10 protein-coding genes are annotated in these 14,272 nt (G+C 36.6%); 9 read left to right on the top strand and 1 reads right to left on the bottom strand.

From position 1 onward, the window contains the following. Window positions 1-11: 11 nt before the first annotated feature. A complete protein-coding gene (locus tag V8V91_RS00965; RefSeq protein ID WP_373398367.1) occupies window positions 12-6,932 on the bottom strand; it encodes an Ig-like domain-containing protein in 6,921 nt (2,306 codons plus the stop codon). 2,277 nt (window positions 6,933-9,209) lie between these two features. Between V8V91_RS00965 and V8V91_RS00960 the strand changes: the two genes are divergently transcribed. The 9 genes from V8V91_RS00960 (at window position 9,210) to V8V91_RS00920 (ending at window position 14,264) form a co-directional block, all read left to right on the top strand. Next, window positions 9,210-10,328, top strand: a complete 1,119-nt coding sequence (locus V8V91_RS00960) for a hypothetical protein (RefSeq protein WP_373398366.1) — start codon at window positions 9,210-9,212, stop codon at window positions 10,326-10,328. Window positions 10,329-10,458: 130 nt separating this feature from the next. After that, a complete protein-coding gene (locus tag V8V91_RS00955) occupies window positions 10,459-11,151 on the top strand; it encodes a histidine kinase (protein WP_373398365.1) in 693 nt (230 codons plus the stop codon). After that, a complete protein-coding gene (locus V8V91_RS00950) occupies window positions 11,136-11,423 on the top strand; it encodes a hypothetical protein (RefSeq protein ID WP_373398364.1) in 288 nt (95 codons plus the stop codon). Before V8V91_RS00955 ends, V8V91_RS00950 begins: the two co-directional genes overlap by 16 nt. Beyond that, window positions 11,420-11,671: a hypothetical protein gene (locus tag V8V91_RS00945; protein WP_373398363.1), complete on the top strand. Its 252-nt coding sequence runs from the start codon at window positions 11,420-11,422 to the stop codon at window positions 11,669-11,671. Before V8V91_RS00950 ends, V8V91_RS00945 begins: the two co-directional genes overlap by 4 nt. A 259-nt stretch (window positions 11,672-11,930) precedes the next feature. Further along, the gene (locus tag V8V91_RS00940; protein WP_373398362.1) at window positions 11,931-12,170 is read left to right on the top strand and encodes a histidine kinase; all 240 of its coding nucleotides are present in this window, start codon (window positions 11,931-11,933) and stop codon (window positions 12,168-12,170) included. 329 nt (window positions 12,171-12,499) lie between these two features. Beyond that, window positions 12,500-12,763 (top strand): hypothetical protein, encoded by a 264-nt coding sequence (locus tag V8V91_RS00935; protein WP_373398361.1) that lies wholly within the window; start codon window positions 12,500-12,502, stop codon window positions 12,761-12,763. 68 nt (window positions 12,764-12,831) lie between these two features. Then, a complete protein-coding gene (locus tag V8V91_RS00930) occupies window positions 12,832-13,269 on the top strand; it encodes a LytR/AlgR family response regulator transcription factor (protein WP_373398360.1) in 438 nt (145 codons plus the stop codon). Between the two features lie 126 nt (window positions 13,270-13,395). After that, window positions 13,396-13,797, top strand: a complete 402-nt coding sequence (locus V8V91_RS00925) for a heme-binding domain-containing protein (protein ID WP_373398359.1) — start codon at window positions 13,396-13,398, stop codon at window positions 13,795-13,797. Continuing rightward, window positions 13,794-14,264, top strand: a complete 471-nt coding sequence (locus tag V8V91_RS00920) for a heme-binding domain-containing protein (protein WP_373398358.1) — start codon at window positions 13,794-13,796, stop codon at window positions 14,262-14,264. The genes V8V91_RS00925 and V8V91_RS00920 overlap by 4 nt, the downstream gene beginning before the upstream one ends. Window positions 14,265-14,272 lie beyond the last annotated feature (8 nt).

Raw genomic sequence — 14,272 nt, 5'->3', positions numbered from 1 at the left:
TTTTCCTTTTACTATATAATGATGAGCTTTTTGGTCTGAACATATTTGTCACCAACGATGATTTTGACCACATAGACTCCTGGCCGAATGGCATTTACATCCAATTCCATCACGCCATCATTGGTATTGCCTTTCTCTGTCAATTGAACATCTCCTGTCATATCCACAATGGATAGTTGAACATCCAAATTGGAAGGATAATCGTCAAAGAATATCCTCAAGTAAGAATCGGCAGGGTTTGGCCCCATTTTAATTCCATAATTGGAAGGAGTAATTTCCTCTGCCTTTTGGATTTCTTTGGTCTCCAAGTCAGTTGGATTCATTTGAATCTCGGTCATTGCTCCATTTTCAGGAACAGAACCTTCTGTTACTTTGAGACTTGGATCAATCACTTGGAATCCTACTGGTTCAGATTCAATCACATTTCCTTTGGAATCAGTGATTTGAGCATAAACTAAGTAATTTCCTACCTCAATCTTAGTCCAATCAAACTCCAGACTTGGATCATTTACATTCACCAATGGTAGATACCAATTGAAGAATTGAACATTGCTCACATCTCCATTTGCCACAGCTTTCAAAGTGACTAATTGGTTTCCTAATTCAAACACTTGTCCTTCATAAGGTTGAGTCATTACCAAACTTGTTGGCTCTGTTGGAATCTCACTAGTATCATTTGAGGCATTCACAGTAAATCTTACAGTTTCTGTACTGGTAATATTTCCTGCTAAATCGGTGACTTCAGCATAAACGCTATACTCACCTGCTTCTATTTTGCTCCATGTGAAGTCAAACGGCTGATTCGTAGAATTTACCAAGGGATAGCCCCAGTTGAAGTATTGAATGCTGGTCACATTGCTTGGATCAGAGATAGATACTTGAAGGTTTATTACATCTTGTCCCAATACAAACAGCTGATCTGCCAATGGTTGTGCCATGGAAACAGTCAATGGTTCCGGTTGTGGAGCTGGCTCGGTTACGCTGAAAAATACTTCCTCAGTAGTATAAGTGGTACCCTGCAAATCAGTCACTACTGCAGACACTTTATAATCTCCAGCTTCTATGGTACTCCAAGTGAAGTCAAATGGCTGATTCGTAGAAGTTACCAATGGATAGCCCCAGTTGAAGTATTGAACGCTAGTCACATTGCTTGGATCAGAGATGGATAACTGAAGGTTTACTACATCTTGCCCCAATACAAACAGCTGATCTGCCAATGGTTGTGCCATGGAAACAGTCAATGGATCTGGTTCTGGAGCTGGCTCGCTTACGCTGAAGAATACTTCCTCAGTAGTATAAGTAGTACCCTGCAAATCATTCACAACTGCAAAGACCTTATAATCTCCAGCTTCAATAGAACTCCATGTGAAATCAAATGGCTGTGCCGTGATTGTTACCAATGCATTACCCCAGTTGAAGTATTGAACGCTGGTCACATTGCTTGGATCAGAGATGGATACCTGAAGGTTAACCACATCCTGACCTAAAGTAAACAGCTGATCTGCCAATGGTTGTGCCATGGAAACAGTCAATGGTTCCGGTTGTGGAGCTGGCTCGGTTACGCTAAAAAATATTTCCTCAGTAGTATAAGTAGTACCCTGCAAATCAGTCACTACAGCAAAGACCTTATAATCTCCAGCTTCTATGGAACTCCATGTGAAGTCAAAAGGCTGGGCCGTGGTTGTTACTAATGCATTACCCCAGTTGAAGTATTGAACGCTAGTCACATTACTTGGATCGGAGATGGAAACCTGGAGGTTGACCACATCCTGACCTAAAGTAAACAGCTGATCTGCCAACGGTTGTGCCATGGAAACAGTCAATGGTTCCGGTTGTGGAGCTGGTTCGGTTACACTAAAGAATACATCCTCAGTAGTATAAGTGGTGCCCTGCAAATCAGTCACTACAGCAGAGACCTTATAGTCTCCAGCTTCTATGGAACTCCAAGTGAAATCAAATGGCTGATTCGTAGAAGTTACCAATGCATTACCCCAGTTGAAGTATTGAACGCTAGTCACATTGCTTGGATCAGAGATGGAAACCTGGAGGTTGACTACATCCTGACCTAAAGTAAACAGCTGATCTGCCAATGGTTGTGCCATGGAAACAGTCAATGGTTCCGGTTGTGGAGCTAAATTGGCAGGCGCTTCCACTGTGAAGAACACTTCATCAGTAGCGTAGGTATTCCCTTGAATATCTGTAATAATAGCAGACACATTAAAATCTCCGGCTTCAATAGAACTCCAAGTAAAGTCAAAAGGTGCACTTGAAACTGTAATGATTGGTATGCCCCCGTTCGAGTATTCTACTTTTTGTATTTCAAGCCCTGATGATGAGGCATTGGTATTCAAAATTACAGGCTCATCACCTAGCTGGAACACTGCATTTTGGGATGGTGACACTATAAGTCCTGAAAACTGAGGTAAATTTACTTGAGCTTCGACAGTAAAGTCAATAGTTTCAGAAGTCCCTATCAAACCCCCTTGGTCAATCACAACAGCATGCACTGAATAATTTCCCGCTTCAATACCAGACCAGTTGTATAAAAATGGCGCAGTTGATACTCTTGAAAGCAATTGGTTATTATTATAAAACTCTACAGCTTTTACCTCCCCTTCTGGATCACTTGCAAGGGCCTCAAACTGGACTAAGTCCTTTCCTTCAACAAATACTTGATTATTGTTAGGGTTTTTCAAAGTAATGCTTGGAGCCTGGTTTGCCACCTCAACACTAAAATTGATCGTTTCAGAAACACCACTATTGATATTACCACGATAGTTGACTTTGGCGTAAACTTCATAAGCTCCTACATCAATAGATGACCAATTGTAAACATAGGGAGACTTAGAATCCTTCCCTAGCAACTTCCCATTGCTATAAAACTCCACATTATTGATCTTCCCTACAGATTCATTTGGGTTAGCAACCAATTGAACTTTTTCCTTTCCAAATTCAAATACCTGATTTTGGTAAGGTTGAGTCAAAATGATACTAGGATCCTGTTTTGCCCCTGAAGATTCCACCGTAAAATTGATAGCTTCAGAGTTCGCAGTAAGTCCACCCATATCAATGACTTTCGCAGATACTCGGTATGTTCCTGTGGTAATCGTGGACCAATCATATACGTACGGAGCTTTACTCACACTGGTAAGTAACTTTCCATTACTATAAAATTCCACAGATTTGATTTCCCCTTCCGGATCTTGAGCTTCAGCAACTAGCTGAACGACATCTGCACCTGAAGTAAATACCTGATTATTGCTTGGTTGAACCAAGGAAATACTTGGTGCTTCATTGGCCAATTCCACTGTAAAATTGACAGTTTCAGAAATGGCATTTAATCCTTCCAAGTCAAAAACTTTGGCATATACCTGATAGGTACCTGCGGAGATGGTTGACCAATCATACATATAAGGAGCTGTAGTGACCGTAGAAATCAGCTGACCATCACTGTAAAACTCCACACTTTTGATTTCTCCTTCGGGATCTTGGGGATTGGCTACCAATTGAACTGCATCCTTACCTAAAGTAAATACCTGGTTATTATTAGGTTGAGTCAAAGAAACTGAAGGAGCTTGGTTGGCCGCTTCTACGGAAAACTTGATTATTTCAGAAGTGGCACTTAAACCTCCTAAATCGAAAACTTTGGCATATACCTGATAGGTACCTGCTGTAATGGTAGACCAATCATACATATAGGGAGCTGTAGTGACCGTAGAAATCAGCTGACCATCACTGTAGAACTCCACACTTTTGATTTCTCCCTCTGGGTCCTGAGCATTGGCAACTAATTGAATTGCGTCAGCTCCTAAAGTAAAAATTTGATTATTACTCGGTTGTGTTAAAGAAATGCTGGGAGCTTCATTCGCTCCTTCCACCGTAAAATTGATTTTTTCCGAAGTAGCACTTAATCCTTGTAAGTCAGTTACTTTGGCATATACCACATAGCTTCCTGAGGTAATGGTAGACCAATCATACGAATAGGGAGCAGAAGTTACCGTGGATATCAGCTGATCATTGCTATAAAACTCCACACTTTTGATTTCTCCTTCTGGATCCTGGGCATTGGCTACCAACTGAACCACATCTAATCCCAAAGTAAATACCTGATTATTGCTTGGTTGAGTCAAAGAAATAATAGGTGTTTGATTTGCTGCCTCTACCGTAAACTTGATGATTTCCGAGCTGGCATTTAATCCTCCCAAATCAAAAACCTTGGCATAGACCTCGTAACTTCCAGCGGTGATGGTCGTCCAATCAAACGTATAGGGAGCTTCTGTGATGGTAGAAATTAACTGTCCGTTGCTATAAAATTCTACACTTTTGATTTCTCCTTCAGGATCTTGGGCATTTGCTACCAATTGAACTTGATCTGTTCCCAAAGTAAAAATCTGACCATTAGTTGGCTGAGTTAAAATTACACTTGGAGCTTGGTTTACTTGTTCAGGTACATCAGTAGAAACTTTTGCTAATAAAACAGAGCCATAAGCAGGGATTGAAACTGAACCGGAAAAGGTCTCATTCTTTGCATCCACATACGTTCCATCCAAAGGAACTTGAATCATGGATTCACTATAGTTATACTTGAAAAAGATTTGCTGCCCCTTATCAATTGGAGAAGTTGTTACTTTGGAGATTTTTAGATTATCCAAATAAACATCAATGGCATTGCTAGGAATTCTCAAGACCAAACTCTCATTGGAACGGGCTGTTAATGAAGAAAGTAGCACTTGGTAAGTGGTAGCCTCTGTTTTGGTAGCTACAATTTTATTCCCTGCTCCTTTGTCTAGATTATAGGTGCCTTCCAAAAACAATTCAATAGGTGTATCTGCCTTTGGGCTTTTCAAATCGAATTCAACCAAGATATCATCACTCACTTGGATCTGACCAAACTGAATATATACGGTTGCTTGATTGGTAGAATTTGGGTTGATCACATAAGAATTACCACTAATTCCATTTGAAACAATCTTACCAGTAGCAGAATAAATACCAGCAATCGCCGATGCATCATTGAACTCACTTTGCTTTACTAAATTAGAAGAAGTGACTTCATAGGTTGGAAGATTTAAATCCGGCTTTGTGGAATTAGAATCATGTCCAAAATTTGAACTCCAGTTTTTTAAGTTTCTATCCACTCCTTTACTTCCCTCACTTGCAGTTTTGGTATGGATAAAAAAGTCAATGTTATAGGGATCGAGAAAATAATTGGAATTGATGGTTCCTAGAGAAGTGATGTCGTCAAGGTCCGAATAAACGGCATAAACCTGCTCAGATTGTTCTATGGAAGAGAATTTATTATTTGAAATACTCACATTTCGAATAGGATCCCCTAAAAAATCGTGGGTGAATTGAACTTGGCTTTTAGCTTTGTAAAATAGGTTATTGGAAATCTCTATATTATTTGCATTATGCAAAAATATCCCTTTTCCGCTGACGAAAGCCACCGTGTTATTTGCTACTTTAATCCCTGCACTATTGTCATCTAAATAGATCCCTTCAGCCAATTCGACTTCCTCCAAAGTCCCTAATTTGCTTCCTCTTCCGTTCAGAATGATATTGCCTACAATTTCCCTACCTATATTATTTCGATCTCGGAAACCATCTGAATTGGTATAAATCCCGCCTCCATCTTGCTTGAATACACAAAAATCATTGACAAAATTGTTTTTCACTACGGTATAATTCCCACCGAAGTGGATTCCATTGTATCCTACATGATCTATGGTATTCTTCTCAATTAGAGAATTGTTTCCATCGCTTCCCAGATAAATCCCAATTCCATTCAAATCACTACTTCTTCCCATGCCTTGAAATTGCATGGTATTGGTTATCACATTATTTCTGATGATGGCACCTGGTGACCCATAAAGGATAAAAATTCCATTATTCAATGATGCGTTAATCCTATTATTTTGAATGATATAATTTGGAATTGAATTGGAGTTAATTCCATTTTCCCCTGCATATTCCAAGTCACAATTCTCGATGGTAACATGATCACTTTTTAAAACATGTATCAAATTGGTATTGGCCCCCTTTAAATGAAGGTTTGAAAAAGTAAAATTCGTAGTAAACTGTTGGTTGGTAATTAAATAGTCTTTTGTGGCAACCGCTATTTCAACGGAAGGCAAGGAATAACCTGAAAGATTAACGGTTAACTTTTTGGTGCTTGGATCATAAGACCATTCCCCAGGTTGATCTAATAAGGAAATATGGTTTTGCAAGAAATATCCGTGGCCTGCCTTTGCATCATATACGCTCTCATTGGTAACAAAGGAAATGGAGGTTCCGCTTATAGAACTGATTTGGTGTCTATCGATAATCCAGTTGTTTTTTCGAATCACCACTTCACCGGTAGATCCACTGTAGGGATTACTTCCTTGGGTAGTGATAAAATTACTTCCGCTGCTAGAAGCAATGGTTGCATATCCTCCATTACTTGAGCCAGCATTAGGATACCTTCCAATTTCTTGAAGCTGCCCATTCAATAACAAGATTTGTACTCTTGACAAATTGTAGGCACTCAAATCCGCTTGATAATTTCCATTTCCAATTGAATTCCACTGATCAATCTTAACCAAGGAAGTTATAATGGGCTTAGGGCCGGTTCCATAAGAAGTAAATTGAATGGGGGCACCTGCCGAACCAGATTTAATAATATGGATCGCACCATAAAATGTCTCACCGGATTTGAATAAAATCCTGTCTCCTCCCTTTAAGTTGGCACCAAAAGAATTCAACTTATCAATTGATTTCCAAGGTGTAGAAGGATTTTGAGCTTCTGTAGCAGATCTACTATCATCTCCTGATACAGAAGAAAAGTAATAATCGGTTGCGAAACCTGGAACGGTCAATACGGCAACAAAAACTAGTGAGAAGAAAATCCCAATTAGTTTTGATTTCGAAGGAATTAGGCTGGTGTAAAGCATTGTTATTAGCTATTGAAATAGAATAAGACTGATACTTTCGCTGCCCTCCCTTATTTCGAATCATCGATTCTTAACCATCATAAAACAGAATTTTTTGTAAGCTCATCTTGGAATTAGACAATAGATTTCCATGAGATAGTTTATATTTTATTTACAAACTAAATCCTTATTTCAATTAGACGTAGCTTTCCTGTGAGGGAAAATCCCTCCTTTTACTACTTGAATTTTTGAATGATTTGCTTACTCTGTCTGGCTAAGTATTAATGAAACATTTTTTAAGGGTGATGTATGGGCGATATTTATTTGATTCAATATTCATAGTCCTGACCTAATTATGCATCCCAAGTTTAGGAAATCAGGTCTTGAAAGATATTTAGATGGCCAGATCGATGGGTGACATCAAACTTGATCTACATCAAAACATTACTATATTTCTTAAAACAATTCTTAAGCAATAGAAATGGATGATAATCTAAACTCTTACAATCGTTAATATGTTTTTTGAAAGTATAAAACAGCAATTAAATTTTTAACAATCAATCACTCGGGTGACTTTACTTTCATAATAACTTCACAATATTAAAACACTTGATAATCAGACGCAAGTACTAAGGATTTAAAAAATATATAAGAGATATAATTCCAAATTATATAAAATATTTTTTACTATTTAAATATCATTTGTTAGTTAGAAAAATGCCATTTGTAACAATTATTTGAAGAAAAACATCTTAAAAAATTTTTCAAAAGATTTTTATTTTTTTTCATTTTTTGCCCTTTAGACTCCTGATTTTCAGTATAAACAGGGATTTTTCATTTAAACACGGACAAAAATTGACTTTAAATTTCAACATTTTAACTCTCCATTCATCAAAATATTTCAATTATCGAATTTCCAAAAGATAGGTAGAATTAGGAATGAATACTTTCAATTTAATTTCTATGAAATCCAATCTGCTATTATGGATATAAAGAAATAAAATAAACCTATCCTAAATAATTGTATTATTATAGATTTTTACATTACTATAATACAATTTTTTTATTTAATTTAGCGGCATATTACAACAGATCAGATAATGATGATTCTACTATCATCTAAGTTTTGTTCCAATGCCCAAGTTAAAGCACTTGGCATCGAGAAAATTTCAGGAAAAAGTAGCCTTAACTCACCATCTGGAAATTTTCATAATATGAATTAATTTTTAACAAGTTAAGGAAATACACAATTTTTATAGTTCATCTATATCGTTAGAGGATTTATTTTTTAGTAATATACGCTAATCATGTCATTGAGACTTTTGTGTCAAATTTTAAAATTGATTTCATTCACTAAACTCCGGTATAATAAATCTAATTATTATTCGTTTGTATCAACAATAAATAAATTTTAATTAAAATATATATAAAAAAAATAAACATAATTATTTTATATATTATCAAAATATATAACTCCAATATTTCTACATACATTCAACATAAGCATTATTCTTCCCAAACTCCAATAAAATTCTTTAATTTAAATGTACATACATCTAAAATAGGTAGAATTCCCAAATACCTTTATTAATAATATTTTAATGTAAAAAACTCTATAACAAATAGTCAGGTCCTATACCCTATCAAACATGTAAAAATGACCTCTCGCTTCAAAAAGCATGTTTATACACTGATTTACAGCCATTTAATCCATTTCATTAAATTCTTCTTATCTATTTCCTCATTGTAAGAGATAAATTTTCACACTCAAACTAAACGATTAGGAACATATGAATTGGACCGAAATTCTAAGAACTATAGAGTTTTTTCCTTATCTATAAAAAGTACAATTAGATCTCTACAACCAAATTTTATTTTGCACTATTGTATCCTATTTACAGGGTCTCAAAAGTCTAAACATCCACCTAGATTAGCGAAGAATATCTCCAAAAGTCCCCTCTTAAAATTGTTCAATTCGCTCAAAATAAATCTTAAAACAGTGCTATCATTTTTACAGCTTTTCACACTGCTAACCATATAAAAATACTGTTACATAAAAGTACCAGAAACTATTTAGCCCAACTAATTCCATTTTGAACTTTAATACTCTCCTTTCAGAAAACTTCCTGAAGGGGGTCCTAACTTGGGATAATCGGGAATCCGGTCCCTGTCTAAATTCCTCATTTAATACAGGAGATCTACGATTCAATACAGACATTCCCCCATTCATTCCTTTTCAGTTTCTCAGAAAGTTGATCCAACCCATATTTGTATCATGAAAATTAAAAACCAATCCCTATGAAGTCATCAATGATCTCTCGGCAGACTTTCTTACTTTTTTACGTCTGCTTTTTATTCACAGTAACCAACAGTTATGCCCAAACCAAGATCAGTACTACCACCCGATCTTCCTCCAAGTTTGTTTCCGAGACCAACAAACAGAAACTCAACATTGAATTTAACGGGGATATCTCAATTGGAAGTGATGAGAAATCCATCAGTTCTATCTCCAGAGGAGGCTATTTAAAAATTGAAAAAACGACTTTTGGAAACTCCCGGTCCTTGTTTATCAGCAGCTCAGGAAGCGGCTTGGATTATGAATACAGAGAAGGAGGTTCTCAGAAGCCATTCGAACCGAATGGTAAAGCTTGGTTAGCGGAAATTCTTCCTGAATTATTAAACAGTACGACCATTGGCTCAGTAGACCGGGTAAACCGTCTATATGCAAAAGGTGGTGCTAAATCTGTCTTAAATTTGACGGATCAAATGGAAAGTGATTACATCAAAGCGCATTACTTCCAGCTATTATTGGATAAAAACCTGAGTGCAAGTGAGACTTCCGCAGTCATAGACAAAACCATATCACAGATTGACTCTGACCATTATCAAACAGAAGTTTTCAAACAAATTGATCCTAGCTATTTCGGCGATATCAATCAGTTGACCCGAGCAGTAGAGTCAATCGATTCTGATCATTTTAAAGCTGAACTTTTGAAGCCAATTTTCTCAAAAAATAGTATCCAATGTCAAGGTCAAAAGACTGTGGAAATAATCAATATGGTCGACAGTGATCATTTTAAAAGTGAAATCGCAAAAACCATAGATTTCAGTAAGCTCAATGATCAGGAATTAAGATTCATGGTCAATGAGGTGGTTCCCAATATCGATTCAGACCACTTCAAAAGTGAGGTGTTAAAATACATCATACAGACGGGAAACATGAATGATGATCGAGCGATTCTGGTAGTTTTAGGCTCCGATGAAATTGATAGTGATCATTTTAAAGCTGAAGTACTCAAATACATTTGCCAGAAGCAAGGAACTGAAAAAGTGAAAACCCAAATAAGAAAAACAGCGGTAGACACCATTGATTCTGATCATTTCTTAGGAGAAGTTTTAAGATGTGCATCCCGATGATATCCTAAGGTTTTGTAACTTATACCAAGTAGTCTTCATCCAACTAATTAGTTGACTACCACTATTCCATGGAAAAATCCATCTCATTTATACTTGCTTTTTTCTTACGGGTAGCATAGGCCTCTATTTATTGTATAATAGAGGCCTTATCTACTCCTTAAGTACGGTTTCCTGGACCTTGGCACTCTTTATTGCCCCCGTTCTTTTGGCCAGTATGATCATCAGCTTCGGATATTTATCCATATCTAAACTTCAACCTTGGGATAAAGGGCATGTGACCCGATCTGTTTTAATTGTTTTTTTGATCGGAGGAAGTATTACCCTCTTTTCTTACCTCTTGGAATTCCTGATGACCCAAGTAGTAGAGAAAGATTCCACATTTCCAGATAATACCATGACCTTAAAAGGAGGAATCGTAGGTTTGATTGTTTCTTTGGCTTTGACTTGGATTGATTACAGCTGGTTTGCCTTTGCCAGATTTTCTAAGGAAACCATTCAAGGAATGCGGGATACCAGAAAAAAAGAAGAGCTTCAGTTTAAACTTTTAAGGTCACAATTAACCCCTCATTTCCTATTTAATACGTTAAACAGTGCTTCCCTTTTGATCTCCACCCAACCTGAAAAAGTAGAAGAATTCATCCGGAAATTGGCATTTAATTTCTCAAACCTGATGCAGCATGGAATCCAACCTCTGAATACTTTGGCAAGAGAAATTGAAATCATTGATAATTACATGCATTTGATGCACGTGAGGTATGGAGATAAAGTTATTCTTGAAAAAAGATCAAACCAGAATTCAATACACAGTTGCTTCCTACACTAGGTATTCAGCTTTTGGTAGAAAATGCGTTAAAGCACAATGTGGCAAGTCTGGAAAATCCTGTGAAAATCATTATCACCGCCGATCACGAAAAAATAGCAGTTGCCAATACCATCACCGAAAAGCCCCTGAATGTAAAATCCAATGGAGTAGGATTGCAAAACTTGAAGGAGCGATATGATTATCATGGTCACACCTCCCCGACAATTTATCAATCGGAAGGATTCTTTTTTGTCTGCTTACCCTACATCAAACAAAAAACCAAAAAGGCATGAGTACTGTCTTTGAAATAAAGCCAGCTTATCGAATGATCCTTCCCTTATTGGTGGGAACATTAACTTATTTGGCTATCCTTTTAGCCTTTGATTCGGTGGTGAATATCAAAGAGGATTTCTTTTCAAGAGAGCTCTTATTTTGTGTGTTTTCAAGCTTTGCATTATTGGAGTTAAATCGATTGATCTTATTGTTTTTGAAAGAAGAAACACCAAAACAACTCATTTTTACAAACATATTATTCAATTGATTTTCACCTCTATAATTACCACTATCTTAAGCATTAGTTTATTATTAATGGCTTACTTTTATTGGTTTGAAAACATGGCTGATCCCATGGTTTACCTAACTGAATTAAGCATCTTCAATGGAGTATTTTTATTTGTCACATTGATGTACCAAGGACATTTTTAGGTTTCTATTGGATTCACAAGAAATTTGAAAAAGACCTGGAAAATGAGCTCCAGGAAAAGGAGGAATTGGAAAGGAGCAAAAACCAGTTTCAATTCATGCTTAATCCAAATTTTTTATTACTAGGTCTGGAATCCATTTTACTCAGAATCAAAGAAGAAAGAAATGAAGAAGCTGAGGAAGGCATCCTGCTATTATCAGAGATCTATAGGCATTCATTAAGAAATCAAGAAGAGTTGGTCCCTTTGCTCGAGGAATTAAAGGCTATGGAAAATGTGAAAATTTTTCTGAATGAATTCAATTCAAAACATATCCATCTCTCTTCCCAAGGAGGATAAAAATTACTTACTAGTACCTAGAACCCTAACTAAAATCCTGGAGGCCATTTCCTATTCCCAGCTTTCCTCCCCCAACTGTCCCCTGGAAATCGAGCTTGAAATCAAGAAAAATTGTTTGCATCTCTCTTTTACAAAACAATTTTCCCTAAAATATGGGGATCAATTGGTAGAAACCATGAATAGTATCAAGCGTCAAAATGGATGGTTAAATCAAAGTTTAAGTTGGACTGATAACTCTAGGTATTCCATTTGTGTACCCATGGAGCTACCTTATTCAAAAAACTCTAATAGCATGAATAAATCTTCATTCCACCCAACTATAAAAGTCGATGAAAGTATTGGTAATTGAGGATGAAATTCCTGCTCTTGAAAAAATCAAGCATTTTTTAAAGCAATATGACCCAGAATCGGAAATTATTGGAATCGCAAAATCTGTAAAAGATGCTGTTCCTTTACTTCAAACCCTAGGCAAACAGGCTGATCTTTTATTGGTAGATGTGCATCTAGAGGATGGGCTTTCCTTTCAAGCCTTAGATCAAGTTGTTTTTTTAAACCGGTCATCTTTATCACCGCACATAGCCAATATGCTTTAGAAGCCTTTCAGGCTAATGGAATTGATTATTTAGTCAAACCTATACGATATGTTTCTTTTGCAGCAAGCTTGGATAAGTATAAACAGTTAAGAGATACTTCAAATCAGAATCCAATTAATCAGGAAGTTTGGAAAGAGCTTTCCAAACCAGCTTATAAAGAACGCTTTATGGTGAAGATTGGTGAGCACATCCATATTGTTTCCACTTCAGCCATCAAACTTTTCTTTGCGGAAGGAAGAAACACCTACCTGATCCGAGAAGATGGTAGAAAACTAATCACCGATTATACTCTGGAGGGGTTGGAGGAACTGTTAGATCCAGCCCAGTTTTTCAGAGTCAATAGAAGCTATTTGATCAACTTGACCAGTATTAAAGATGTATTGGTTTATTCCAGTAGTCGGTTAAAAATCAACCCGGATTTTTCTTATACAGATGAGATTATTGTAAGTAGAGATCGTGTCAATTCTTTTAAAAAGTGGCTTGGTGGTCCCGATGGGAACAAATAATTACCATTAGAAAATTATTTAAAAAATACTTTTTACAATTTTTTCTATCTTTTATCTTGTGATTACAACCCTAATGTATCTTTTTGACGTATTAACACAAAACAATCATTTATTAACCCTTTTACTATGAAAAAATCATCTTTACTCCTTCTTGCTGCCTTTGTTGTAGGGCTCTTATTTTTCCAAGCCATCCAAAAACCCACCATCGAAACTCACGATGAATTAAGTATGGATGGCCCGAAGTTGCCAGCTGATGTGAAAGCAGTAGTAGAATCCAAATGCTATGGATGTCACAACGCTGAATCCAGAAATGAAAAAGGTAAGAAAAAGTTAGACTGGGATGAGTTCGAAGCCTCTAAAAAGTCAAAACAACTAGCTACTATGTCAAAAATAAATGAAGTGTTGACTGAAAGTGCGATGCCTCCAGAAAAATTCTTAGAGAACAAACCTGAGGGAAAATTATCAGATGAGGAAAAAGCTATTTTACTGGAGTGGAGTACAGGTAAAAAGAAAAAGGAGAATAAATGAAGCTTTGGCAAAAGCTATTACTCGGAATGGCAATTATTCTAATTGTCATTCAGTTTATTCCTAATGAGCTTCCTCCTATCAATACTGATAATCCCGCAGACCTGATGGGCTCCGGATTAGTGGAGGGTGAGGTAGCCACTCTTTTAAAGACCGCATGCTATGATTGCCATAGTAATACTCCGGACTATCCTTGGTATTCTTATGTGGCTCCAAGTTCTTGGTTAGTTGCCAAAGATGCTCGAGAAGGCAGAGAAGAAGTCAATTTTTCCAATTGGGAAGAGATTGAAATGATGGATCAATTGGCAATTTTAGATGACATTATTTCTGAGGTAGAAGAAGAACATATGCCTCTACCTATTTATTTAACCTTACATTCTGAAGCAAAATTAGATGCAACCCAACGACAATTAATTATGGAGTGGGCAGAAGCTGCTATGGACATTGTTGTGGAAGAGGAGGAAGAATAAGCGTTGAA

The sequence above is a fragment of the Algoriphagus halophilus genome, from assembly GCF_041729275.1.
Lineage (GTDB): Bacteria > Bacteroidota > Bacteroidia > Cytophagales > Cyclobacteriaceae > Algoriphagus > Algoriphagus halophilus_A.
The sequence above is the reverse complement of the archived record's forward strand: the minus strand, read 5'-3'. Positions and strand labels throughout refer to the sequence as shown.